14 protein-coding genes are annotated in these 23,186 nt (G+C 39.5%); 10 read left to right on the forward strand and 4 right to left on the reverse strand.

All coding sequences use genetic code 11. The features are described from left to right. Positions 1 to 76 precede the first annotated feature (76 nt). Both ACM0OX_RS13960 and ACM0OX_RS13965 read left to right on the forward strand, forming a co-directional pair. A complete protein-coding gene (locus ACM0OX_RS13960) occupies positions 77 to 976 on the forward strand; it encodes a hypothetical protein (RefSeq protein ID WP_414515513.1) in 900 nt (299 codons plus the stop codon). A 12-nt stretch (positions 977 to 988) separates the two neighbouring features. After that, positions 989 to 1,543 (forward strand): hypothetical protein, encoded by a 555-nt coding sequence (locus ACM0OX_RS13965; RefSeq protein WP_414515514.1) that lies wholly within the window; start codon positions 989 to 991, stop codon positions 1,541 to 1,543. A 69-nt stretch (positions 1,544 to 1,612) separates the two neighbouring features. Here ACM0OX_RS13965 and glgX read toward each other — a convergent pair whose 3' ends face one another. Further along, positions 1,613 to 3,739 carry a glycogen debranching protein GlgX gene (gene glgX / locus ACM0OX_RS13970; protein WP_414515515.1) on the reverse strand — a complete coding sequence of 709 codons (2,127 nt, stop codon included), beginning with the start codon at positions 3,737 to 3,739 and terminating at the stop codon, positions 1,613 to 1,615. A gap of 458 nt (positions 3,740 to 4,197) precedes the next feature. Between glgX and ACM0OX_RS13975 the strand changes: the two genes are divergently transcribed. The 6 genes from ACM0OX_RS13975 (at position 4,198) to ACM0OX_RS14000 (ending at position 16,610) form a co-directional block, all read left to right on the forward strand. Next, positions 4,198 to 6,270 (forward strand): dynamin family protein, encoded by a 2,073-nt coding sequence (locus ACM0OX_RS13975; protein ID WP_414515517.1) that lies wholly within the window; start codon positions 4,198 to 4,200, stop codon positions 6,268 to 6,270. A 427-nt stretch (positions 6,271 to 6,697) separates the two neighbouring features. Continuing rightward, positions 6,698 to 8,740, forward strand: coding sequence for a dynamin family protein (locus ACM0OX_RS13980; RefSeq protein WP_414515519.1), 2,043 nt, complete (start codon positions 6,698 to 6,700; stop codon positions 8,738 to 8,740). Between the two features lie 81 nt (positions 8,741 to 8,821). Further along, positions 8,822 to 9,790 carry a M48 family metallopeptidase gene (locus ACM0OX_RS13985; RefSeq protein WP_414515521.1) on the forward strand — a complete coding sequence of 323 codons (969 nt, stop codon included), beginning with the start codon at positions 8,822 to 8,824 and terminating at the stop codon, positions 9,788 to 9,790. Positions 9,791 to 9,798: 8 nt separating this feature from the next. Next, complete coding sequence (locus ACM0OX_RS13990) at positions 9,799 to 11,604, forward strand: dynamin family protein (RefSeq protein WP_414515523.1); 1,806 nt, start codon at positions 9,799 to 9,801, stop codon at positions 11,602 to 11,604. Positions 11,605 to 12,459: 855 nt separating this feature from the next. Further along, entirely contained in the window at positions 12,460 to 13,794 is a 1,335-nt protein-coding gene (locus ACM0OX_RS13995; protein ID WP_414515524.1) for a calcium-binding protein, read from the forward strand. A gap of 191 nt (positions 13,795 to 13,985) precedes the next feature. Continuing rightward, positions 13,986 to 16,610: a filamentous hemagglutinin N-terminal domain-containing protein gene (locus ACM0OX_RS14000; RefSeq protein WP_414515526.1), complete on the forward strand. Its 2,625-nt coding sequence runs from the start codon at positions 13,986 to 13,988 to the stop codon at positions 16,608 to 16,610. Between the two features lie 168 nt (positions 16,611 to 16,778). Here ACM0OX_RS14000 and ACM0OX_RS14005 read toward each other — a convergent pair whose 3' ends face one another. The 3 genes from ACM0OX_RS14005 to ACM0OX_RS14015 form a co-directional block, all read right to left on the reverse strand. Next, positions 16,779 to 17,378 (reverse strand): Uma2 family endonuclease, encoded by a 600-nt coding sequence (locus ACM0OX_RS14005; RefSeq protein ID WP_335198848.1) that lies wholly within the window; start codon positions 17,376 to 17,378, stop codon positions 16,779 to 16,781. Between the two features lie 495 nt (positions 17,379 to 17,873). Further along, on the reverse strand, positions 17,874 to 19,523 hold the full coding sequence (locus ACM0OX_RS14010) for a caspase, EACC1-associated type (protein ID WP_414515528.1): 1,650 nt from the start codon (positions 19,521 to 19,523) through the stop codon (positions 17,874 to 17,876). Continuing rightward, positions 19,516 to 19,914 carry a hypothetical protein gene (locus tag ACM0OX_RS14015; protein WP_335198843.1) on the reverse strand — a complete coding sequence of 133 codons (399 nt, stop codon included), beginning with the start codon at positions 19,912 to 19,914 and terminating at the stop codon, positions 19,516 to 19,518. Before ACM0OX_RS14015 ends, ACM0OX_RS14010 begins: the two co-directional genes overlap by 8 nt. Before the next feature lie 433 nt (positions 19,915 to 20,347). On the opposite strand from ACM0OX_RS14015, the gene ACM0OX_RS14020 reads away from it, so the two are divergent. Together ACM0OX_RS14020 and ACM0OX_RS14025 are read left to right on the forward strand one after the other, a co-directional pair. After that, entirely contained in the window at positions 20,348 to 22,441 is a 2,094-nt protein-coding gene (locus tag ACM0OX_RS14020) for a TonB-dependent receptor plug domain-containing protein (RefSeq protein WP_414515529.1), read from the forward strand. 215 nt (positions 22,442 to 22,656) lie between these two features. Next, a complete protein-coding gene (locus tag ACM0OX_RS14025; protein WP_194043762.1) occupies positions 22,657 to 22,953 on the forward strand; it encodes a hypothetical protein in 297 nt (98 codons plus the stop codon). Positions 22,954 to 23,186 lie beyond the last annotated feature (233 nt).

A 23,186-nucleotide genomic window follows, 5' to 3' on the forward strand; every position in this document is an offset into this window, starting at 1 on the left:
ATGAGTTCATCTCGGCTAAACTAAATTTTTATATTTAAATATCACGAATACTCACATAGTAACTTAAATTATCGCAATGAAAAATCTAGGGCGCAAACCTCCTATTCATATTCACTCAAAGCAGCATATAGAACCACCTTCTCTTCATGAGCTTAAACAGCTATTGATGACTGTTCGTGCCCAACGCGATGAATGGCAACAACGTGCGAAAGAAAATGAGGAAGCTGTATCTCAACGCGATGAAGCAGAACAACGTGCAAACGAAGCTGCATCACAACTGGTTCATGTTCAGCAAGAAATTCAAACTTATCAAATTGAGGCTAATGAGCTAAAACTCGAAGCTAATGAGCTAAAAGAGCGATTTACTCAAAATTATCTCTTCTATCTTGATGAGCAAGAAAATCATCAAAAGACGCTCTACCTTTATAACGAAGAAAAAGCGAAAATATTTCAGCTAGTTCATGTTCATCAGCAAAAGATTCAAACTTACCAAATCAAAACTAATGAGCTAAAAGAGCAAGTAACTCAAAATTATCGCTTCTATATTGATGAACAACAAAGTCATCAACAAACACTCTGTCTCTATAACGAAGAAAAAGCGAGAGCAACTGACTTGCTTACCAAATATGATGCAGCCAACTCTGAACGAGAAATGTATTTGACTTTATACAATGAGGCTAAAGCAGAACTCAAACATGAGCGTCGTTCCAAAGCTAGTATTAAGGGATGGGAAACTCGCCGGAAAGCCGAGAATGAAAAACTAAAACGAGAAATTGCCCAGATGGTTGTGCTACTGCGTGACTCTTTAGCAAGTAAGGATGAAGCAGTAAACAGTCTTTACCTTGTAGCAGAGCGTATGGATCGGATTCAATCTTTAGTTGATTCGGTGGAAGAAGAAACAACTAACAATCCTATGAGTTTGGTACAAAAATTTAAACGCATCTGGCTGGCAATTAAAGACATACTTTCTGAATAAACAAGCATACTCATGAGCAAAAAATCACTACTAACCACGCAAAAACAAGGTAAAGCGAGGCTGGGAGATCAAATTCGCAATATTGCCGATCGCCTTAAACAAGAGACAGATGTACAAATAACAGCAACTTCTCGGATTTTAGGGGCTGCTGCTCAAATTGCCGAAAATCATGACCGACTTATTAATGAAGTAGTTGATATGGTTGAGTCAGACCTAAATGCAGAGAAACACGTATCTAATAAGTATACTTATACTGTTGATATTCTGAAGCAACAGTTTAAAACATTACGGGATGCAAAGGTTCACTTTAATCTGAAAGTTACTAGTTGGGAATCACTAGTTAATAAATTAAATGCTGCATCTTCCCAAACAAGCATCATACAGAACCAACCTCAATCAAATCAGGGTTTGGCAGACACCAATATAATAAATGGTGAAGATAATTTTAATAATATTGAAAAATTGACAGTTTTTTTAGAACCTGATGTTGCCAAAATGTTTCCCAATTCGGAAGCTGTAAATGAAGCTCTGCGTTTTCTAATTAGAGTTACGAGTAAAAATCGTTGAAGCATTTTATCAAGTTTATAGAAAAATATATTTTTCTATAAACTTGAGTATCTTTTTCTTCTTTTATTGCTAACCGATCAGGCGTAACACCATCAAAGAGCGATCTGTAACTGGTAAAGTTTGAGAACCTGAAACTAATTTTCCTCGGTCTAAAAAGCGAGGTTCATTAGTGTCAATTACTATCTCCCATACCTTCTCTTTAAATTCATTAGGCAAAGCAAAGTTAATTAACTCATAGTGAGCGTTAAAAAATATTAGAAAACTTTCATCAATAATCCGCTCACCACGATCGCCTGGAGTAGCAATTCCCTGCCCATTCAAAAAAATCTCCATTACTTTGGCATAACTAACTAGCCACTGCTGCTCAGTCATTTCACTGCCATCAGAATTAAACCAAGCAATATCATTAATACCTAAACCGTGAATGGGGCGACCTTGAAACCACTTACGTCGTCGGAATACTGGATGCTGATGGCGAAAATTAATTAGTTCGCGTGTAAAGTCTAGTAAATCCGAGTTCGCTTTATGCAAATCCCAATGCCGCCAAGAAATTTCATTGTCTTGGCAGTAGACATTATTATTTCCATTTTGACTACAGCCAATTTCATCCCCCTCTAATAGCATTGGGACACCTTGAGATAGCATTAGGGTTGCTAAAAAGTTTCGTCGTTGCCGTTCGCGCAAACGCATTACTTCTGGATCGTCGGTTTCGCCTTCTACACCACAATTCCAGGATCTATTATGGCTTTCACCATCTCTACTGTCTTCCCCGTTTGCCTCGTTATGCTTTTCGTTATAGCTGACCAAATCATTTAACGTGAAACCATCATGAGCAGTTATGAAATTAATACTTGCATTTGGGTTGCGCCCGTTGGTTTGATATAGGTCAGGGCTACCGGTAAAACAGTAAGCAAATTGTCCCAAACTATCATCTACACCACGCCAAAAATCTCGTACTGTATCCCGATATCTACCATTCCATTCAGACCAACGCAGGGGAAAATTCCCAACTTGATAGCCGCCTTCTCCTAAGTCCCAAGGTTCAGCAATCAGCTTCACATCTGCCAAAATTGGGTCTTGATGAATAATATCAAAGAAAGCTGATAGGTTATCTACCTCATATAATTCCCGTGCCAGCGCCGAGGCCAAATCAAACCGGAAACCATCTACATGCATTTCTGTTACCCAATAGCGCAGGCTATCCATGATTAACTTCAGAACTTGAGCATGACGCACATTCAGAGAGTTACCGCAGCCTGTAAAGTCCATGTAGTAGCGAGGATCGTCCTTTACTAAACGGTAATATACAGAATTATCAATACCTCGCAAAGATAGCGTTGGCCCGAAATGATTTCCTTCGCCGGTGTGGTTATAGACTACATCTAAGATCACTTCAATTCCAGCAAAATGTAGTGCTTTGACCATTTGCTTGAATTCATTGACTTGTTCTCCCCCAGTCCCACTAGCACTGTAACTAGAATAGGGAGCAAAATAATTGATGGAATCGTAGCCCCAGTAATTGCTTAATCCTTTATCTTCTAAATGTCCCGGATGAGATAGAAAGTGATGTACTGGCATCAACTCAACTGCTGTAATTCCTAATTGCAGTAGGTGTTGAATTGCAGCCGGATGCGCCAACCCGGCATAAGTACCGCGCAACTCTTCTGGAATAGCTGGGTGTAGTTTAGTAAAACCTTTGACGTGAGTTTCATAAATAACAGTTTTATACCAAGGTGTAGCAAGCAGTTGATCGCCTTCCCAATCAAAAGATTGATCGACCACAACACACTTGGGCATTATTTTGGCATCATCTAGTTCGGAAAAAACTAGGTCTTTTTCCTCAGCGTCTAGAGAGTAGCCAAATACAGAGGGATCGTTACTAAACTCACCATCAATTGCTTTAGCGTAGGGGTCAATTAATAGTTTGTTGGGATTAAATCTATGACCTACCTCCGGTGCCCACATGCCATGCACTCTAAACCCATACTTTTGACCTGGGCCAACTCCTGGTAAATAACCATGCCAAACAAAATTGTTTTTCTCTGTCAAAGGTATGCGAATTTCTTCGTCATCGTTATCAAATAAACAAAGCTCTACCCCTGTTGCATTTTCCGAAAATAAAGCAAAGTTTGTTCCTTTTCCATCCCAAGTTGCACCTAAAGGATATACATTCCCCGGCCATAAAGCTACATACATAAGTAAATCTTGAATAATTAGTTTTTCTGTAAATAATTGACTTTGACTTTTTTGAATAATTAGTTAATAGTGAAAGTTACTAATAATTCTTTAAAATCACTAATATTAAAATGTAACTTATAGATAATGTTCTTTGATCTATCATTAGTAATAGAAATTTCTATTCCTTAAGTCTGAAAAATTAATGTAGAGGGCAACAGACTGAAGGAAAACTTACCTGTGTGCGACACGCTGCGCGATCTGCTTTAGTAAAGCGATTAGAGGGAGTAAGGGTTTTAAACCCAAGGACTTATATTTGCGGGAAACTCTGCAACAAAATATACCGTCTGAATTAGAAATCGCTTTAATGGAATTTTTCTACTTACGTATAATAAAACACAGTTAAAAAACTAGGATTTTTTTTGTAGTTGTGAGTAGTTTTGAATTATGCTATACATAATAGCACTATAAAAATTACTATGTTATTTGCTGCCAATTATAAGCAAGTTGTGCTTACACTGGTGGGGAATTTAAAACAGTTAAGAAATTTTTCTGAAAAACTACATTTAGAAAATAATTGTCAACTAATTGACAATGCTATAAATCGGCTAGAAACAAATTCATTTTCTATTGCAGTTGTCGGAGAATTTAAACGAGGCAAAAGTACATTTATCAACGCTTTACTAGGACAGGAAATCCTGCCCTCTGATGTCTTGCCTACAACTGCTACTCTCAACCGCGTGACTTATGGATCGCAACCATTGGTCAAAATAATATTTAAAGATGATGAACAGCGTGAGATAGCGATTAATAAACTGCCTAGTTTTGTGACAAAACTAACACCAGAATGTGAAGCTGTTGCCATGACTGTGAAAGAAGCAGTCATTTATTATCCAGTAAACTGTTGTCGAAATAATGTAGAAATTATCGATACACCAGGCTTGAGTGACGATGAAAATATGACGGCAGTAACCCTTTCAATTATTCAAAAGGTTGACGCTGCTATTATGGTAACATCAGCTTTAGCACCTTTCGCTGAATCTGAAGGAAATTTTATCACTCAAAAGTTATTAACAAATAGCCTTGGTTGTATCATATTTATAGCCACAGGAATTGACCACTTCAAACGCTCACAGGATGCAGATAAAGTAGTTAAAACTATTGAAAAACGGATCGCATCTTTTGTAGAAGATTGGGCGAAACAACAGTTTGATGCAAATTCTCAAGAATATAAATTTTATTTAAATAAGATTGGTAAACCAAAGGTTTTTGGTCTTTCTGCTTACCAAGCATTGTCAGCTAAAGTTAATAACAATGATGCACTTTTAAACCAGAGCCATTTTGGAAAATTTGAATTGGCGCTACAGAAGCTTCTGCGAGAAGATCGGGAAAAAATTATTTTACAAGTGGTTGTTAATAACGTAAGCGCTATAGCTACAGAAATTATCCAAATAATTAATAATCAGCAATATGAATTAGAACTACAACAACAAAATCTCAGTAATAAATGTTATCAACTTCAAAATATAATTTTAAATTTCAACAAAATAAAAACAAAAAAAATATTGCTGGTTAATCCTAATAATGACAAAATTAAAAGCCAAGTAAATTTATTAATACAACAGTTAGAAAATCGCTTAAAACAGACTGTTGAGCGAGTTATTGAATCAATAGAGGTAAATTCTACGGATGGCATAAAATTACAGCAACAATGTGCTACATACATCTCAAGTGCTGTGCAAAGCGCTAGCCAAATAATAGTAGAGCAAATTCAAAATGTCATCAAGCAAGAGTTATCAGCAGCAGTATGGCAAATGCAGAGTTTGCTAGAAATAGCGCCTGAAGTGATGCATAGTGTTGAAATACATTTAACTCAAATTGATGATGATTTAGGTTTTCAAACCTCGTCACTGCAAAGAAGTAACTCGCTTAATCAAGCTTTTGAGCAATTCAATCGAGAGCAATCTAGTAATTTACTAATTTTATTTACTTGCAGTTCAGAAACATTTATTTTTAAATCTGAATTGAGTGGTTTATCTAGTGTCATCGGTGATGTAGCTGGTTCTTTATTTGATTCTTTAGGAAAAGCTGTAGGTGTGGGATTTGGCAATTTGCAAAAAGCCAAGAACTTGAAAACTAATTATAAATCTAAGGTAATTGCAGAGATTGAAAACCAATTGCGATCGCACCAAACTAAACAAGCAGTTGATGAGTACATTTATCAAGTATACAAAAATTTAGAAGTCCTAAAAGTTAAAGTAGATCGAGAAATTAATTCCTGGATTGAAAACGTTCAGAATACACTTGCTAAAGTCCAAGGAAAACAACAAGCTTTGGCTGAAAATCAGCGGAAAATACTCGATACAATGCGTAACGAAACGCAAACTATTCTAAATAATGCTTTGATTTTATCTGAGCAACTTTACCAAAATATCAATCTGGATAAGCACGATAATTTTGAGAAAAAAACTTGTATAAATTGCGGTTATGCGAATGAATCCACTTGTAGGTTTTGTATTAAATGTGGTACTCGTTTAACTACAAACAAGTAATATTATCAAACTGCACGACCTTTGTAAAGTAGTCTGTAAAATTATCATTTTTGCTGAACAGCAGCAAGCCTTCAATAACATAGGCTTTGGCATCTCTAATAAGATAAAACTGCCAACTATATCAAGAAATACTGACAATAATCCAAAACCTCATCCGAAAACAGTGCATCGCAAGATGTATTACTCATCAGACTGCTTGCAAAGGTAGCTAGCGAATAAACTTCGGGTAGGTAAAGCCCGCCGTATCGCACCAACCAAACAGTGACCAGCAAGCTAAGAGATGTTAAGCCCAAGCTACAGCAAATTTTGTTTATTTTGCTCCAGATTTTGAGTCTCTTGGGCATTAACAGACTTAGCGACAAAGACTGAAATTTGATGATTTAAAACCTAAATATTTATTCAATAAATCACCTAGAGAGGATTGAAAATGGAAGCTGGAAATAATCATAATGCTCCTCTAGCATCACTCACAGATTACAACAAACTAGCGAATAACTTAGTCGTTGATTTGAAGAGACTGCGATCATTTTCGGAAAAACTTAATCTCCACCAGTCAATTTCATCAATTGATGATGTTTTACAACGAATTGAGGAGAAGACTTTCTGGGTTGCAGTTGTTGGAGAGTTTAAACGCGGCAAGAGTACATTTATTAATGCTCTACTAGGTCAGGAAATTTTACCATCAGATATTGAACCATGTTCCGCTACTCTCAATCGCGTTACTTATAGTTTAAATTCCTATGTGGAAGTGGAATTTATAGATGGCGAAAAAGAGAAGATAGCTATTGACGAACTTGCTAATTATGTGACGAAGTTAACACCAGAAGCTGAAGCAAAGGCGGCAACGGTGAAAGAGGCTGTTGTATATTATCCAGCTACTTATTGTAAAAACAATGTAGATATTATTGACACACCAGGATTGAATGACGACCCTAGCATGACTGGTGTAACACTTTCAGTGTTACCTAGAGTTGATGCTGCTATTTTAGTAATCATGGCTCAATCACCTGTTTCAGAAGTCGAACGGGACTTTTTAGAGAACAAACTATTAACAAATGACTTGGGTCGTGTGATTTTTGTAGTTACTGGAATTGACCGCTGCAATCGACCTGGAGATGCTGACAAAGTAATTGCCAGTGTGAAAAAGCGTATTAGAGAATATGTGTTAGAGCGAGCGGCACAACAGTGGGGTGAAAACTCGGCAGAATATGAAGTTTACTTGAAAAAGATTGGAGACCCAAAAGTTTTTGGTCTTTCTGCTTACCAAGCTTTAGAAGCGAAGCATAGCAAAGATGATGAATTGCTTGCTGAAAGCCGTTTTGTTGAATTTGAAAAGGCTTTAGAGCAATTTCTGGTTAGAGAGCGAGGAGCAATTGAGTTGCAAGTACCTTTAAATAGAGCGATCGCTACATCTGGAGAAATTTTATCAACAATTAACATTCAAGAAAGTGCCCTCAAAATGAAGTTAGAAGATTTTGAGAAAACCTACGAAACCTCTATTGCAGAAATTGCAGAGTTGCGAAGCCGAAAAAAAGACGAAATGCAGCTCATTGATAAAGCGGCTGAAAATGTCAGATATAATGTCAGACCTTTACTCAATAAGCTAGAAGATGATTTGAAGCAAACAGCCCTGCAAGTCATTGATTCAACAACAATAACTTCCAAGGACTTGAATAACAAGAAAGCTTTGGCTGAAAAACTGGGTCGCAAAGTTTCTACTAGCTTGCAAAATGCAGGGCAAAAGTTGGCAGATAAAATTCAGATAGAGATTCAACGGGGGTTGGTAGAAGAAGTAGACCGATTAAAAGATTTTGCTAACTCTGTAGTTACAGTCTTAAATCGCATTGAAATGCAATTTATTGATGTTGAAGCTAATTCTAATCGCAAAAGAAATGCAGGTGGAGAAGCGATTGCTGCTGCTTTAGCTGTATTCACTGGATTTGGTGGTATCTGGTCAGGTTTTCGGACGGCTGGTGTTAAAGGTGCAGCAGTTGGTGCGGCTGGTAGCGTTGGTACAGCAATTGGTGCTGGGGTATTAGCTGGGTTAATCGGGTTCCCAATTACCTGGCCTGCACTTATTGCTATTAGTGTTGTGTCCGTTTTTACAGGAGGTTGGCTCACCAAATTGGTGTTTGGTGGTGAGCAATTGGAAACCTTTAAGGAAAATTACAAGGAAGCTATTATCAAGGAAATTGAAAAACAACTGAAATCAAATCCGATTAATCATAAAGTTGAGGATCACATTTCTACAAGTTTTGAGCATCTCAAACAAACACTAAGTCAAGAGGTCGAGGCTTTACTGGATAATACTCAGAGTACTCTTTATGAACTCAACCGAAAACGGCAGCAAAATGAAACTCAAACCGAAGCAGAACATAAAGAACTTGATGAAATTCGGGCAGAAACAGAGAGAATTCTTGGTAGCGCCCAAAGACGCTCTCAAGAACTTGTCGAAATCATGAGTGTTTAAAAATTTGCAAGGCTGTGAGGTTTGAGATTTGATCGTACCTCACACTCCATACAACGAATTTTACAGTTTTAGATATGAATTATGGAAAATCCATCAGTTCCCAATCCGACTGCGGCTGTTGACCTCAATTTTGGTCATTATTTGGAAATACGCGATCGCCAAATATCTGCTCACTTAGTAGGTGGAATTCCCGACTATGCCTTTTCTCTAGATCAAAAACTACGCCAGCAATTGATGGCTATGGGGCCAGTTAGAGCAATGGTGCAAACCTTAGTTGGTTGGGCGGTTCCTGTTGTCCAGCAACTACATCTGATGGAAAGTATTGCTGTTGGCCCGCAGCAGTATCCTAAAATCCACGCCCTTGGTGAAGATTGCGCTCATAGATTGGGTATTGGTGTTCCGCAGATTTTTATTTACCGAGATTCTACTTCTAATGCATACACGATCGCCACTGATGACGTTGCACCAATTATTGTTCTTTCAAGTGATATTGTCGAATCTTTTACACCTGAAGAACTCAAGTTTGTTATTGGTCATGAATGCGGTCATATTCACAATTTGCATGGTGTTTATAACACTGTTTGTGAAATTATGACAAACCAATTAGCACAAGGAGTTTTACAAGTAGTTCCAACTCACGGAATGTTGGAACCAATTATTCAAGGCGGACTGACGATATTTTTTAAACGCTGGAGTCGATGTGCAGAAATTACTTGCGATCGCGCCGGATTGATTTGTTCTGGTGATATCAATACGGCGGAAAGTGCCCTGATAAAATTGATAACTGGTGGTGGCGATTACTTGGGAAAAATCAATATTGAGGAATTTCGTAAACAATTGAATAAAGTTCAATCTACTCCCCTCCATCTGATAGAGCTTTTCAATACTCACCCGTTGATTTCCAAACGAATTGCTGCACTCCACCTGTTTGCTGAGTGTGATATTTTCCATTCCTGGCGGTCGGAATCGTCTTTACAAGATGCACGCAGCAAAGAAGAAACTGATAATTTGTGCGAGCGGGTTGTTCGCGTACTACCTAAAGGATATTAAGGCTTTTTATGGAATCACCAACTAAATATATCAGCTATGACTTCAGCTATTTGCACCAAGAGTTTCTAGAAATTATCAATGATTTTTCCGAAGGATTGCGCCTAGAAAAAGTTCAAAATACTATAGGTAAAAGGCTACTCAAACAGATACAGAGTCAAATTTCCCAAATTCTCACTCGTTTGGAAGCAGACTTTGTTCTCGTTGTTATAGGTGACTTCAAACGAGGTAAATCAACATTAATTAATGCTTTATTAGGGCAATCTGTTGTTACCACAGACGTGACAACAGAAACAGTGACAATTAATCACATTCAGTATGGTTCAGAACCGAAGATTCATGTTTGTTTGAGTGATGGTGGGCAAATTCAGATAGAAACAGAGGAACTAAAGTCAGAGCAACTTAGTTCAATTTTAGAAACTCTTCCTCAGACAGCTAGCCATTTAAAAATTGAGACGCCCGTTGAATGGTTGCGAGGGGTACGTCTTGTGGATACTCCTGGAACTGGGGATGTTTTTAAGCGTTTTGATCGTCAAGTTCATACTTATCTTTTACAAGCTGATGCAGTAGTATTCGTAGTATCAGCCCTCTCTCCGTTTGCAGAATCAGAACAAAAATTTTTGCAAATGTCTGTCTTACCTCAAGATTTTCCCAAAGTCTTTTTTACTCTGAATATGATGGATAATATTCAGACAGAACAAGAGGTAGAAAGATTATTAAAAAGCACCCAAAAAAAGATTAGCCGCTTGTTTCCTAATCCTCAACTTTTTGGAATCAGTGCTTTCGATGAGTTTTGTCGTCTTGAATCTCTTCCCAGGCCAAATCCTGCTTCTGCACCAAAATTAGAAAAATCCTTCAATGAATTTCGCAAATCTTTGGAAGAAAGTATTCATTTGCAGCGTGATTTAATTCAACTCGACCGAGCCACCGATCATCTAGAACAGATGTTACAAGAATTTAGCGATAGCTTGTTGCTTCTGCGTAATGCTATGCAAACAGACCGAGAGCGTTTAAGTCGAGCCATTGACCAATGCGAAGATCCAACCTCGGAATTATCCGCTAAGATTGCACAGCATATAAAGGTGATGAAAGATGATATTAATCAAATGTGCGATCAAGCTTGTCAGTGGATGAATGAGTTTATGAACCGCTTAGAAACTGAAGCAATTGCTGCCATTGCTAACTTTAAAGTTGAGGAGATTAAACGACATTTCCAGTTATTTTTGACAAATTCACTCAGGGAAGCGATTAATAACTGTCTGAGTGTTCATAAACCCATTCTTTTTGAAACTATTAAGAAAGTTCAGAAAGCAATTCTCAGGGATTTACAACTTTTAACTGATGTCAGTAGCAATATAGTAGATGGTAAAAGTTCGGGAGAGAAAGTAACTTCTCATGAACATCCGTGGATAAACTTTGATGCTTTAGAAATATTGGCAGAGTGCGAACCATCTACTTTTGTTGCTGACCTCATCATCAGGAAAACGCAAGAGTTAGGGCCATCAAGGCAAGCGGTTAGTTACCAACAAAAACTACAAATCGCCTTGCCAGATTTTAAGCTAGCTATTATTCAAGAAATTCGTTCTTTGTATAATAGTATTGCCAGTAAACTTGAGCAGCAAATCGAAAGTGCTTATCATCAAGATATTGAAATATCAGTCTCAGCAATGCGACAAGCGCAAGAAGTTAGCGCTAAAGAAGTACTGACAGTAAGTGCAGCTAATGAAACGTTGCAAGATACATTATTGCTCTTAAATGACATCCATAGTCGACTCAAGAAGCTCAAGCAAAAACTTTGCTCTGAAGATATGCTTTAAAAGCTCTAGAATTCAGAAATGGCACAAGTTTTCGGAGAGTGACAGAGGGAGCTATATCTAACCATATAAGGGTTTTCTTGATTATCTCTGGAGTGCGTAGGCGTAGCCCGTCGTAGACATCGCTTAAAATTACGAGCAACTTAAGAAATAATATTAATCCAAAAGCGGGTAAAAATAACCAGGAGTATCTGGGACTTGCCCGTTAATAATTTCTGGTAGTGGGAATTTATGAGCTTTTTTCCCACTACAAGTTTCCCAATATTGGGAATGATTCACCAAGCATCTGGGGAATTCTGGATGTAGAAATAGAAAATCAAATTAAAACTTCTTCTTTTTTTGAATTATTCATTAATTTTTGCAATCTCTGAATATTCTCTGGTATGACATTAAAAACTTTTGTTTCATTTATGCAACTTGTAAACGGTTGTTTCCCCATTCAAGTATGCTGTTGATTAGCGGTTGTAACCAGCTTTTTAACATATATCAATCATGAAAGAAAATGCACTAGCACTCCCAAAAAGTTGTTCATTATCCATAATTGCAAAAGAATTACCAGAAGAGGAAATGGAAATTTGAGGAGGTGTCACAAAAGAATAAAAAGTGTAGTTTGCTGCCAACTCTTGGAGACGCACTCGTGTTCGGCATCGCACTGGCGCATGATTTTTTTTAAATATTTTTTAGTCTCTGTATTTTTATTCTTTTTTTTAATCCATTCTCCAGAAATATTAGTTATTGTTCCCCCCCCATTGCTTCAATTCCTCTGAGAGCAAGCTTTCTGGCTTTTGTTTGCCGTCGAACTTACATTAAATAAACTTAATTCTGCACTGAACCATAGTTTGACAAGGAGCGATGGACATGGCATTTATTAACGGTACTTTTGGTAACGACAATCTGACTGGGACTTCAGAAACTGATTCCATCTTCGGCGATTTAGGTGATGACACTCTTGATGGTTTTGGTGGTGGTGATGAGTTTGTCTTCAACAATGTAATTGATGTCCTCGTTTTTGATTCTGGCTTGTACGTGTATAGTACTGATGGTTTTGACATCATTAGAAACTTCTCTCAAAATGGTAATAGTTTTAGTGATGATAGCGTTATCAGTATTGATCCTATAAATCACAACTATAACCATGTAAATATAAATGCATCTGTTGTTGTCCCTGATGTCGCGCAAATGAGGTCAGGAAAAACCGAATTCATCTACGGCACCACAGGTTCTGACACAATCCAAGGTACCTCGGTAGACGATAATATTTATGGTTTGGAAGGCAACGATGTACTGTATGGCAACGATGGTTACGATACGCTGTATGGCGATCCGGGCAATGACAGCCTTTACGGTGGTGCAAATGGTGACGAACTGTACGGTGGTTTGGGCAATGATTATTTGAATAGTGGAAAAGACAACGGTGGCAATGTATTGTATGGCGAGGAAGGCGATGACATCCTTGATGCCAGTAATGGGGTTAATACCCTAATTGGTGGAACTGGCAACGACACTTATATTACTTATGTATACGGGAAGCAGAATTTTGCGGACAATGTACTCAATGTAGTCAGCAATCCGCTTATCGATAAGATTATAGAATACTTAAATCAAGGAACCGATACGGTTGAGTCTTCGTTCAGCTACACATTGGGTGACAACCTAGAGAACTTGATTCTCACAGGTAGCAGCGATATGAATGGCATAGGCAACGCCCTGGACAATCGAATTGAGGGGAATGCCGCTCACAACTTTTTGATTGGCGACGATGGCAATGACCACTTGCTTGGCTATGGGGACTACGATATTTTGGTTGGTGGGGTTGGTAATGACACGCTCGAAGGCGGTGCTGGTAACGACTTCTTAAATGGGGGTTCTGGTAGCGACACACTCGTTGGCGATGCTGGGAACAACACACTTACAGGCGATGCAGGTGCTGATACATTTGTCTTCAACTTTAGGTCTGAAGGCATTGACATCATCAAGGACTTCAGCAACTTGGAGAGCGACAAAATTCAGACTTCCACATTTGGGTTTGGCACTACTTCCACTAACGAGTTCAGTTACAACAGCAACACTGGTGCTTTGTCCTTCCAGGGAACCCAATTTGCCACTCTTGAGAACAAGCCTAATTTCATACCCAGTCTCGATATTGAGCTTTTTTCTGAGGGTCTAACCTCTTCGATTAGCTTGGTCTTGTAGTGCCTAAGCAAACCCAAATTTTAGACACTACATTCCAAAAACAATGACCCCACTTAAAGAATTTCTCGGCGGGGTATGAATTGAGTATGGCTACTATTCTTCTTCGCTGTCCAAAATTTCCTCAGTTTCATCAATAATCATCAAGTAACTTGATAAAAAATTTACAAATATTCTTTAAGGAGACTTTCCCCGTGTTCTCTCAAAGCCTATTTTATCAGTGGTGGCAGTTGAGGTTGGCAAGCTTATTAACTTTAGTTGCAGCGATCGCAGGAGCCAACGAGTGTGCTTTAGCCCAGATAGTACCCGATAATACATTAGGTCAGGAAAGTTCTGTTGTTACACCTTTAGCTCCTAACTTTGACCTGATAAACGGTGGAGCAATTCGGGGGGGCAATCTATTCCACAGTTTTGAGCAGTTCAACGTTAAAGAAGGAGGACGAGTCGTTTTCATTAATCCGAATGGGATTGAGAATATTATTAGTCGGGTGACAGGGGAGAACCGCTCCGAGATTTTCGGCAGACTCGGTGTCTTAGGTAGTGCTAACTTATTTCTGATTAATCCATCGGGGATTATCTTTGGGCCGAATGCCCAACTTAATATAGGAGGTTCGTTTGTAGCAACAACAGCAAATGCCATTGGGTTTGGTGAGCAAGGCTTGTTTAGTGCCTCAGTTCCTAATTCTCCCCCACTCCTAACAGTCAATCCTTCAGCTTTGCTATTCAATCAAATTGCCAAATCGATTACCAATCAATCTACAACAGGTCTGCGACTTCCTGCCAATCAAAGTTTGTTGTTGGTAGGTGGTGATGTGAACTTAGAAGGGGGGAAATTGTCCGTTCTCAATGGTCGAGTCGAATTGGGAGGATTAGCAGGAGAAGGAACGGTAGGGCTGAATATAGATGACAAAAATCTGCGTTTGAGTTTTCCTGATAATGTAGCGCTAGCAGACGTATCCCTCACCAAAGGAGCTACAATCCAAACCAGTTTTGAACGAGGTGTCGGTTCTCAACTAGGCACCGGCAATATCCAGGTGCAGGGTAGACGTGTCACAATCGCTGATGGTTCAGAGATTGTAGCTAATAACACAGGAGCAAAAGCGGGAGGGACACTTACCGTCCGCGCCTCTGAGTTGGTGGAAGTCCTTGGAGCAAGCCGTCTGTTAGCTGAAACTGATGGTGTCGGAACTGGTGGAAATTTGACGATTGACACTAGAAAGTTGATTATCCGGGATGGGTCAGAGATAGCAGCTGGTACTTTTAACTCCGGACAGGGGGGGACTGTGACTGTAAGAGCCTCTGATTCTGTGGAACTGAGTGGAACATCAGCTGATGGTGCGAATTTTAGCAGAATCATAACTCAGACTGATGGTGTCGGAGATGCCGGTTCGGTGAGCATTGAAACTGGGCAATTGATTGTTCAGGGTGGGGCACAAGTCTCAACTGCTAGTGCTAAGACTAGTTCCGGACAAGGAGGACTGTTGTTTGTAAGAGCCTCTGATTCGGTGCAACTGATTGGAACATCAACATCCGCTGATAATCCGACACCTAGTGGTCTGTTTGCTTTGGGGGAAGGTTCCGGTCAACCTGGAGACTTGACGATTGAAACTCGCTTCTTTATTGTCCGGGATGGGGCAAGAGCCTCAGCTTCCAATTTAGGCTCGGCTCAGTCGGGGGGGAGGTTGAGTGTGACCGCTTCCGAATCAGTGCAACTGATTGGAACATCGGCAAATGGTCAGGACAGAAGCGGCTTACTTGTTGGAAGCACAGGTACTGGATCTGCCGGAGAATTGACAATTAAAACTGAGAAATTGCAAGTCCTGGATGGAGCATTTGTGTCTGCCCGTACTGTGAGCGAGGGACGAGGAGGAAACGTAACGGTGAATGCTTCTAACTCTATAGAGCTAAATGGCACCTCAGCCGACGGTCAGATGCCCAGCCTCTTGACAACTCAAACCACAGGCGTGGGAGATGCCGGGAATTTAACGATTGAAACTGGGCAGTTGACTATCAAAAATGGCGCACAGATAACCAGTAGCAGCACAGGACTTGGAAGAGCAGGCGATTTTAAAGTACAAGCAAGCTCTCTGAGTCTTGACCAGGGAAGTATTACCTCGCAAACGACATCCGGTAATGGAGGAAACATTACTCTATCAGTAAAAGAGCTTTTACTGCTGCGCCGTGGCAGTGAAATTTCCACCACCGCAGGCACAGCACAACAGCGTGGAGATGGTGGTAGTATTAATATTAAGTCTAAATTTATTGTTAGTATCCCCGAAGAAAACAGTGACATCAGCGCTAATGCTTTTTCAGGTGCAGGTGGAAATGTCCAAATTAATACTCAAGGTATTTTCGGTATTGAGTCACGCCCAAAACCAACCGAAAAAAGTGACATTACAGCGAGTTCGGAATTGGGAGTCACTGGCGAAGTAACTATCAACAGTCCAGATACTGACCCCAGTCGCGGCTTAATTCAACTACCCTCTAACCTCGTGGATGCATCCCAACAACTTGCCCAAGGTTGCACACCCAGAGGAAGACAAAACGCCAGTAGTTTTATCGCCACCGGACGCGGTGGATTACCTCAAAGTCCTAATGAACCGTTGCGAGGACGAGCAGTGATTACTGGTTGGGTAGATTTGCCCGAACAAGTAACATATAGAGTCACGGATAAATCATCTACTGCATCTATGACCAAATCTGACGATCGCATTGTAGAGGCTCAAGGATGGATTGTCGATGCTAATGGTGATGTTATGCTTGTGGCTCAATCTGTGCAAAGTTATTCTATTCCCTCTGCCATATCCTGTAATCAATGATATCAAGTCCGGTAAGTGATTTACCGAATCCCGACGATAGAAGACAGATACGATTGGCAAACCCAAAAGCATATTTGTTTGGGTTGGATGCTGTTTACTTTTTCTAGCTTTCTTGGGAGTGCTTCTTTTGGTGACGAGTTTACGCTCTGAAATTAAGAAGATAGATGTCTAAAAATTAATCCGACGATAGATTTCAGTCAGGGGAATTTCTACGTTTAAACTGTGCAACATAATCGTCCGCTCAAGGTTAGAGTGAACTTGCCATAGCCAGCAATCGTTACTGTTACGATCCAAGTTGTGATATTGCTCAATATAGGGTTCAGTTTGGCTTACAAGCAGATATTCACAAAAGCTGGCAATCGAGCGATATTTTCTGAATTTGTCCCCTCGATCATAAGCTTCAGTCGAGGGTGATAGAACTTCGACAATAAGCATTGGATTCAAAATTTCATCATTGCGATTGCCATTGAACTCTGGTTCGCCATTAACAACCATCAAATCGGTATAAGTCCCACACTGATATTCAGGAATCCAAACTCGCAAGTCGCTATTATACAAACGAAAATCCGTGTCTCTCAGCAAAAACCCTAAGTAAATTAAGAAGTTGCTGGCGATCGCACTGTGAGATTCCGACCCTCCCGACATAGTAATAATCTCTCCGTTACGGTATTCATGGCGTTCGGGGTTTGTTTCTTCCATAGCCCGATACTCGTCTAACGTGAGGTGAGTTGTTATTATATCTGGGGGACTGGTTTGAGCAAAGACCACAATCAGACCTCTTGAATAATTAGCTCTAAAACTATTATCAGCAACGAAAGGAAGAATTGCTATTGAACGGTGGAATGCCGCAGCCTCCAAGTGGGGTATGATGTGCTTTCATTGGCGATTCCTTTTGAGATATAAAAGTGCCTAAAGTCATAGTAAAATACTTTTCAAACAACCTCTAAGCTAATCAGCATTCAAGTTGCATAATCAGGGCGGGCAAGATGCCATTAGTGTCAACTTAACGTTAAAACCCATTTGTCAACGATAGGTTTTGTGAGGAACGAAGTATAAAGGTGAACTTTTTTCTGACTTTTATACGCAAGCTGGGAGTGATGCTAATAAACAAAGCATTAATAGTCCATGAAAAAGTTCGTTTTTTGTCCCTTGAAAACCGAATTTTTAAGCCTAAATGCTTATTGACATAGGAAGTTTGAGCTTAACTTGACACCAATGGCAAGATGCCCACCCCACATGCAAATTAGATGTGTTTTAGCTTAGTCAGCACAACTGCCAAATTTTCACTGTCTTATCATCACTACCGCTAGCAAGAGTCATACAATCTGAACTAAAAGCGACAAAGTTTACTCCATCGCTATGTCCACTCAAGGTACAAATAAGTTCCCAATTCTCTACATTCCACAGCTTAATAGTATTGTCATAACTACCACTAGCAAGGATTTGACCATTCAGGCTGAAAGTAATGGAATGAATCGGTTTGGAATGGTCAGTGAGGGTGTGCAGCAGTTTCCCAGTATTTAAATTCCACAGTTTAACAGTGTGTTCTTGACTCCCACAAGCGAGAGTTTTGCCATCTGGACTGATAGCGATCGCCCAAACTAAGTTAGAATTGCCAGCAAAAGTTTGCAATAATTCCTTAGTGTCTAGACTAAACAACTTAATAGTACGATCTAAACTGTCGCTGGCAATAGCCTGACCATTGGGAGTGATTGCCAGGGAAGAAGCTGCCCAAGAGTCTTCAGGTAGCTTTCCAATCTCTTTTCCCGTCGTTAGATTCCATAGCTTGATTGTATGATCCCGACTGCCACTGATCAGAGTTTGACTATCTGGGGTAATTCCTAAAGAATATACTGAGTCTGAATGTGCAGTAGAGAACCAAGTTCCAAGGTTGCGAACTAGTTTTCTCGTGTTGAGATTCCAAATTTTAATGGTTTTATCAGCGCTACCACTGGCCAGTATTTGACCATTGGGACTGATGACAACACTATTCACTGTATGTGAATGACCCTCAAGAGTCTCCAAGAGTGTTCCAGTCTTCAGATTCCAAATTTTGATGGTTTTATCGGCGCTACCACTAGCAAGAATTTGACCATCAGGACTGATGGCAACACTATTGACTGTATCTGCATGGTCAGTGAGTGTGTAGATACATCTCCATACCTGAGTTTTATTAGTTGGAGTTTTAACAATTGGAATCCTAGAGCTTTCTTTAGGATTTGGAGCTTTTGCGATCGCAATCTTGTAGCCTTCTTTAAATGTTTGGATTTCTGGCTTCATTGCCGGTCTGATTGCTTGCACTTTCTCCTTGGCATACTCATGCAATTCATCAATAGTAATTCGGCCATTTTTATCTCGATCTGCGGCACCAGTTTCAATCCCCTCTACTATGTAATGAGTATAAATGCCTGCTTCTTCAGCTTCAAAGGATTGTCTTGCAGCAGTAGAAGATGCAAGTAGCGCACACCCTTCACAAGTAGACTTTGCTTGCCAATCCACAGCAAAAGCTCCACTATAACAACAGTCAAGAATCACAACTTGCTGTCTGGAGGGACTTCTTTTCATAATATCTTGCACAAAATTAGCTGGCACTGCTGTTGAATGGAAGGCATCTTTGCGAGTGCTACGAGTTGCCAGGTAAAGCCTGCCATCATGATCATCTGTAATTCCATGACCAGAGAAAAACAAAAAGGTAAAATCCTCCTTTTTACAATCTGCAAATAGCTTTTGAATAGCTATTTGCATTGTCATTAAATCTGGATTTACCAGTGCTTCTACTTTGTCAAAATTACCTAACAGCGGATTTTCTAACACTCGCTGCATTGCTTTGACATCCTTATCAGCTGTCGGAACTAGCGGTAAGCCAGCTTCGTATTCGCTCACTCCAATCAGCAGTGCAACCTTCTTAGGCATTCGAGTCTCCCTGAACGGTTGCTAGCAGTTCCTTTGCTATTCTCTCGGCCTCTAATAGCTCTTGGCGGCTACTAGCTTCAAGCACAACCTTTTTATTATTGGCTTCTACTGTCACCTTGATTGGTTTGTCACCCAAGCGATCGCCTAAAAAACCCAAAAATCCTTTAATATTCTTTACACTCACTTCTGCTGTCAGCATTCCTACCAAAAACGAAATCCCTGGTTTGCTTCCCTCTTCTGGATTCAGGTCTTCTGTACGTACAACTCGCTCTACTTCCTCCAGGTTGCTGAGTCGATTCAATAAATTCTGTACTATTTCCTGCTTTTCTTCTGGATCTAACTCTGGATCGTTAAGAGCAATAGTAAAGATTACATTCGATAGTGCAGTCATAATAGCTCCTTAAGTACTATCATTGTTGTTGTAATTAAGTTTATTTATTTCACTTGCTATGGTGGAGATAACAGTGACAAATTCTTCCACTGCTTGCTAGTAAGTTGAATAATCTCTTGCCATACTTAACAGATTACCGTACTTTACATACACGCCCGAACGATTATATATTCTCCAGTCAACCCCTTTTTTAAATACGGTTCGGATCGGCAGAGGGCATCGAGAAGTCCCATTTAAGGGAGCCTTAGCTTAAAACTTCAGAAAGAAGGTGGGGAGAAAAAGAGTTTAATTACCCTTGATTTTGCCTTTTCATACTTTTAGAGACGGTTAGTTGCTGCTTAGAAAAACTATGACAGCGTGTCTTTTGACACGATTTTACTATTACAGCCACAATGCTACGTAGTGACTGTTTTTACTTGGTGTGAAAGAGAACGTGAAAAAGGATTTTTTGTTGCTAACAGTTGCTTTACCTTTACTGATAGCATCTCCTAGTTATGCTGTTGAGAGTGAAATTGAGCAGAGAAATACTAATAAATCAACCGAAGTTATTTCAGATATTCCGAGTTTGAGTGAAATTGAGCTACCCGCCACTAATGCCGAATTATTAACTCAAGAATCTGTACCGATTGAAGTTAATCCAGAAGAAACTCAGCCAGAAACAGAGCAAACTCCGAGCGATGATGCAGACATTTCTATAGAAGCGATCGCAGAACCAGACAACCTACCCCAATCTACTCCAACTTACGTAATCGATCGAGAAGAAATTAAAAAGCAGGGCGCTGCAAGTTTAGCCGATATTTTGAAAAGAATGCCTGGTTTTGCAATCAATGATGCAGGTCATGGTGCAGATATTCACACAGGTACATACTACCGGGGAGCCTCAATTAATCAATCTGTATTTTTGATTAATGGTAGACAAATTAATACTAATGTCAACATTTATCATGGTGGAACTGATTTAAATAGCATTCCTGTAGAGGCAATTGAACGAGTGGAATTATATAGCGGTACAGCCTCCGCTTTATTTGGTTCCTCAGCCTTTGGAGGAGTTGTCAATATCATTACCAAGGAAGGTTATGGCAAACCTAAATTTAGTGGTAGCGCAGAATTTGGCTCATTAAGTTTAAATAATCAACAAGTGACTTATGGTGGTTCATCTGATAAGGTCAAATACAACTTTAGCTTTGAAAGATTCTTTACAGATAACCGTTACCGCGTCCCTGTAGGTGCAGCCAATCGTGATAGTCAGGGGTTTTTATCAAATGCAGATACCGCTACAAGTACATACTTTGGTAGCATTGGGCTAGATTTAGATAAAAAAAATTCATTGAATTTAGATGTTACTAAACTCAGCAGTCGTCGCGGCTTAATTTATTTTGGCTTTCCTCTCCAACAAGATAGATTAGACCACGATGGTTTAAATGTTGGCTTATCTTGGAAAACTCGGCTAGGTAATGGCGAAAGCTCTAACCTAACAACCTCAATTGGTTATAACCAAGATTATTTCAGCACCTATGGGCCTACAGGATCGTTTTACCGTATAGGAGCTTTAGATACACAACAACTCACAGCCAGGGTAGATCATGAGTGGAAAGTTACCTCCAATAATAAATTGCGTTGGGGATTAGATTTGAAAAATACCGATTTAATCGGTGATGTTTTGAGTACAAATCCTAGTAGGATTGGCAATAACGAAACTGAAGATCGGAGTTTGTTCAATGCAGCTTTATTTGCTGTCAATACTTGGAATATTAGCGATAATTTTCTGATAGATTTAGGGCTAAGACAAAGCTTTGACAGCCAATTTGGAAATTATCTCAACCCTAGTGTTGGGTTACGTTATGCCGTCACACCAATGGTAGCAGTCCGTGGAAGTTGGGCAGGGGGACAACGCAATCCTGGGTTAGATCAGTTGTATGTTTATGATACAGTTCATGGTTGGGAACCTAATCCTGATTTAAGACCAGAAATTGGCTCAACTTGGACTGCGGGAGTCGATGTTAATTTTTCGGAAAATCTGATTGGACAGTTTACTTACTTTGGTAGTAGTATAGGCGATCGCTTGGGAGTCATCGCCGGAAAATGGGCAAACATTGGATTAGTAGATACCAATGGTTTAGAGGCTGCATTGCAATTAAAAATTGCCACTGGCTGGTCAACTTTCCTCAACTATACTTATACAGATTCCCAAATAAAAACAGGAACAGAGAAAGGTTTACAATTAGGTTTGATTCCCTACTCTGTACTGCAAACTGGTGTGGGTTATCAAAATTCAGGTTGGCAAGCTAACTTGTATGTTACCTACAATAGTGGCGCTCGCAGATCCATCTTTGCTAACCCTACTGACAAGCCCACAGATTTTGCACCGTCTTTCGTGAATTTAGATTTGAGCGGGCGTATACCTCTAACTAGCAATTTAGGACTAACAGTTTACTTAGAAAATCTACTCGGTGAGCAATATGAGCGAGTTAATCGCATATATAGCCCTGGATTTACTTTTCGTGTGGGTTTAAACGCCAATTTTTAGGTATTCAATGTAGAGATTTTATTATTGCCAAGTCTTTACATTCTTATGTCTTTTCACATGATTTAGAAAACCTCACTTTCCTACCTTTATAGAAAAGTGAGGTTTTACAGCATTTTTTGGAAACTACGATGCTCTGCCGTACAACATAATGCGTTAAACTAAAGCCATAATGGCCATACTTAAAATTTATGTTTAATCTAAAATCTAAAATTGCTATGAGAGCCAGAATTGAAAATAAAATACTTTTTATTCACCACGAAGATTTACCAGAGTTTAAGAAGGGTGGTTCGGTGGTGAGAAATTCTTATTTCTGGGCACTACGTTCAATTGCCGGTCAAGCTTCACGTTATCGTGATTGGGAATACGAACCGGAGGTTTGGCTAGCGCTTTCACGAATGCTTTTATCGTTTGCGGAATCTGGATATTTAGGTATTAGAGAAACTTTGCTAGAGTTTCCCTTATCTCAAGGAGAAATTCCTAATTTGTTGCGAGATGTTTCCACTTGGGAGTAGGGATGTATAGCTGTCATTGTTGCTAATAAATACTTTACCAATTTCTAGTTAAAAATGATTAAGATTAGAGATATTAAGCGATTGCCAGAAACATTTGTATCTTCTAATTTGTAACCGCCGATTTTAAAATCTCTAAACATCTCTTCTACATATAGGACTCGTATTTGATTTTTGAAAAAAACTCAGTACACTTTTATTCCTTCTTGCCTGTTCCCCGTTCCCTGTTCCCTCCC

The sequence above is a fragment of the Nostoc sp. PCC 9305 genome (genome assembly GCF_963920915.1).
Taxonomy (GTDB): Bacteria; Cyanobacteriota; Cyanobacteriia; order Cyanobacteriales; family Nostocaceae; genus Nostoc.

Coding starts and splice junctions, on each gene's coding strand:
- ACM0OX_RS13965 (WP_414515514.1), top strand. CDS start 989: ATGAGCAAAAAATCACTACTAACCACGCAAAAACAAGGTAAAGCGAGG.
- ACM0OX_RS13985 (WP_414515521.1), top strand. CDS start 8,822: ATGGAAAATCCATCAGTTCCCAATCCGACTGCGGCTGTTGACCTCAAT.
- ACM0OX_RS14015 (WP_335198843.1), bottom strand. CDS start 19,914: ATGACTGCACTATCGAATGTAATCTTTACTATTGCTCTTAACGATCCA.
- ACM0OX_RS13980 (WP_414515519.1), top strand. CDS start 6,698: ATGGAAGCTGGAAATAATCATAATGCTCCTCTAGCATCACTCACAGAT.
- ACM0OX_RS13975 (WP_414515517.1), top strand. CDS start 4,198: ATGTTATTTGCTGCCAATTATAAGCAAGTTGTGCTTACACTGGTGGGG.
- ACM0OX_RS14025 (WP_194043762.1), top strand. CDS start 22,657: ATGAGAGCCAGAATTGAAAATAAAATACTTTTTATTCACCACGAAGAT.
- ACM0OX_RS13960 (WP_414515513.1), top strand. CDS start 77: ATGAAAAATCTAGGGCGCAAACCTCCTATTCATATTCACTCAAAGCAG.
- ACM0OX_RS13995 (WP_414515524.1), top strand. CDS start 12,460: ATGGCATTTATTAACGGTACTTTTGGTAACGACAATCTGACTGGGACT.
- ACM0OX_RS14010 (WP_414515528.1), bottom strand. CDS start 19,523: ATGCCTAAGAAGGTTGCACTGCTGATTGGAGTGAGCGAATACGAAGCT.
- ACM0OX_RS13990 (WP_414515523.1), top strand. CDS start 9,799: ATGGAATCACCAACTAAATATATCAGCTATGACTTCAGCTATTTGCAC.
- glgX (WP_414515515.1), bottom strand. CDS start 3,739: ATGTATGTAGCTTTATGGCCGGGGAATGTATATCCTTTAGGTGCAACT.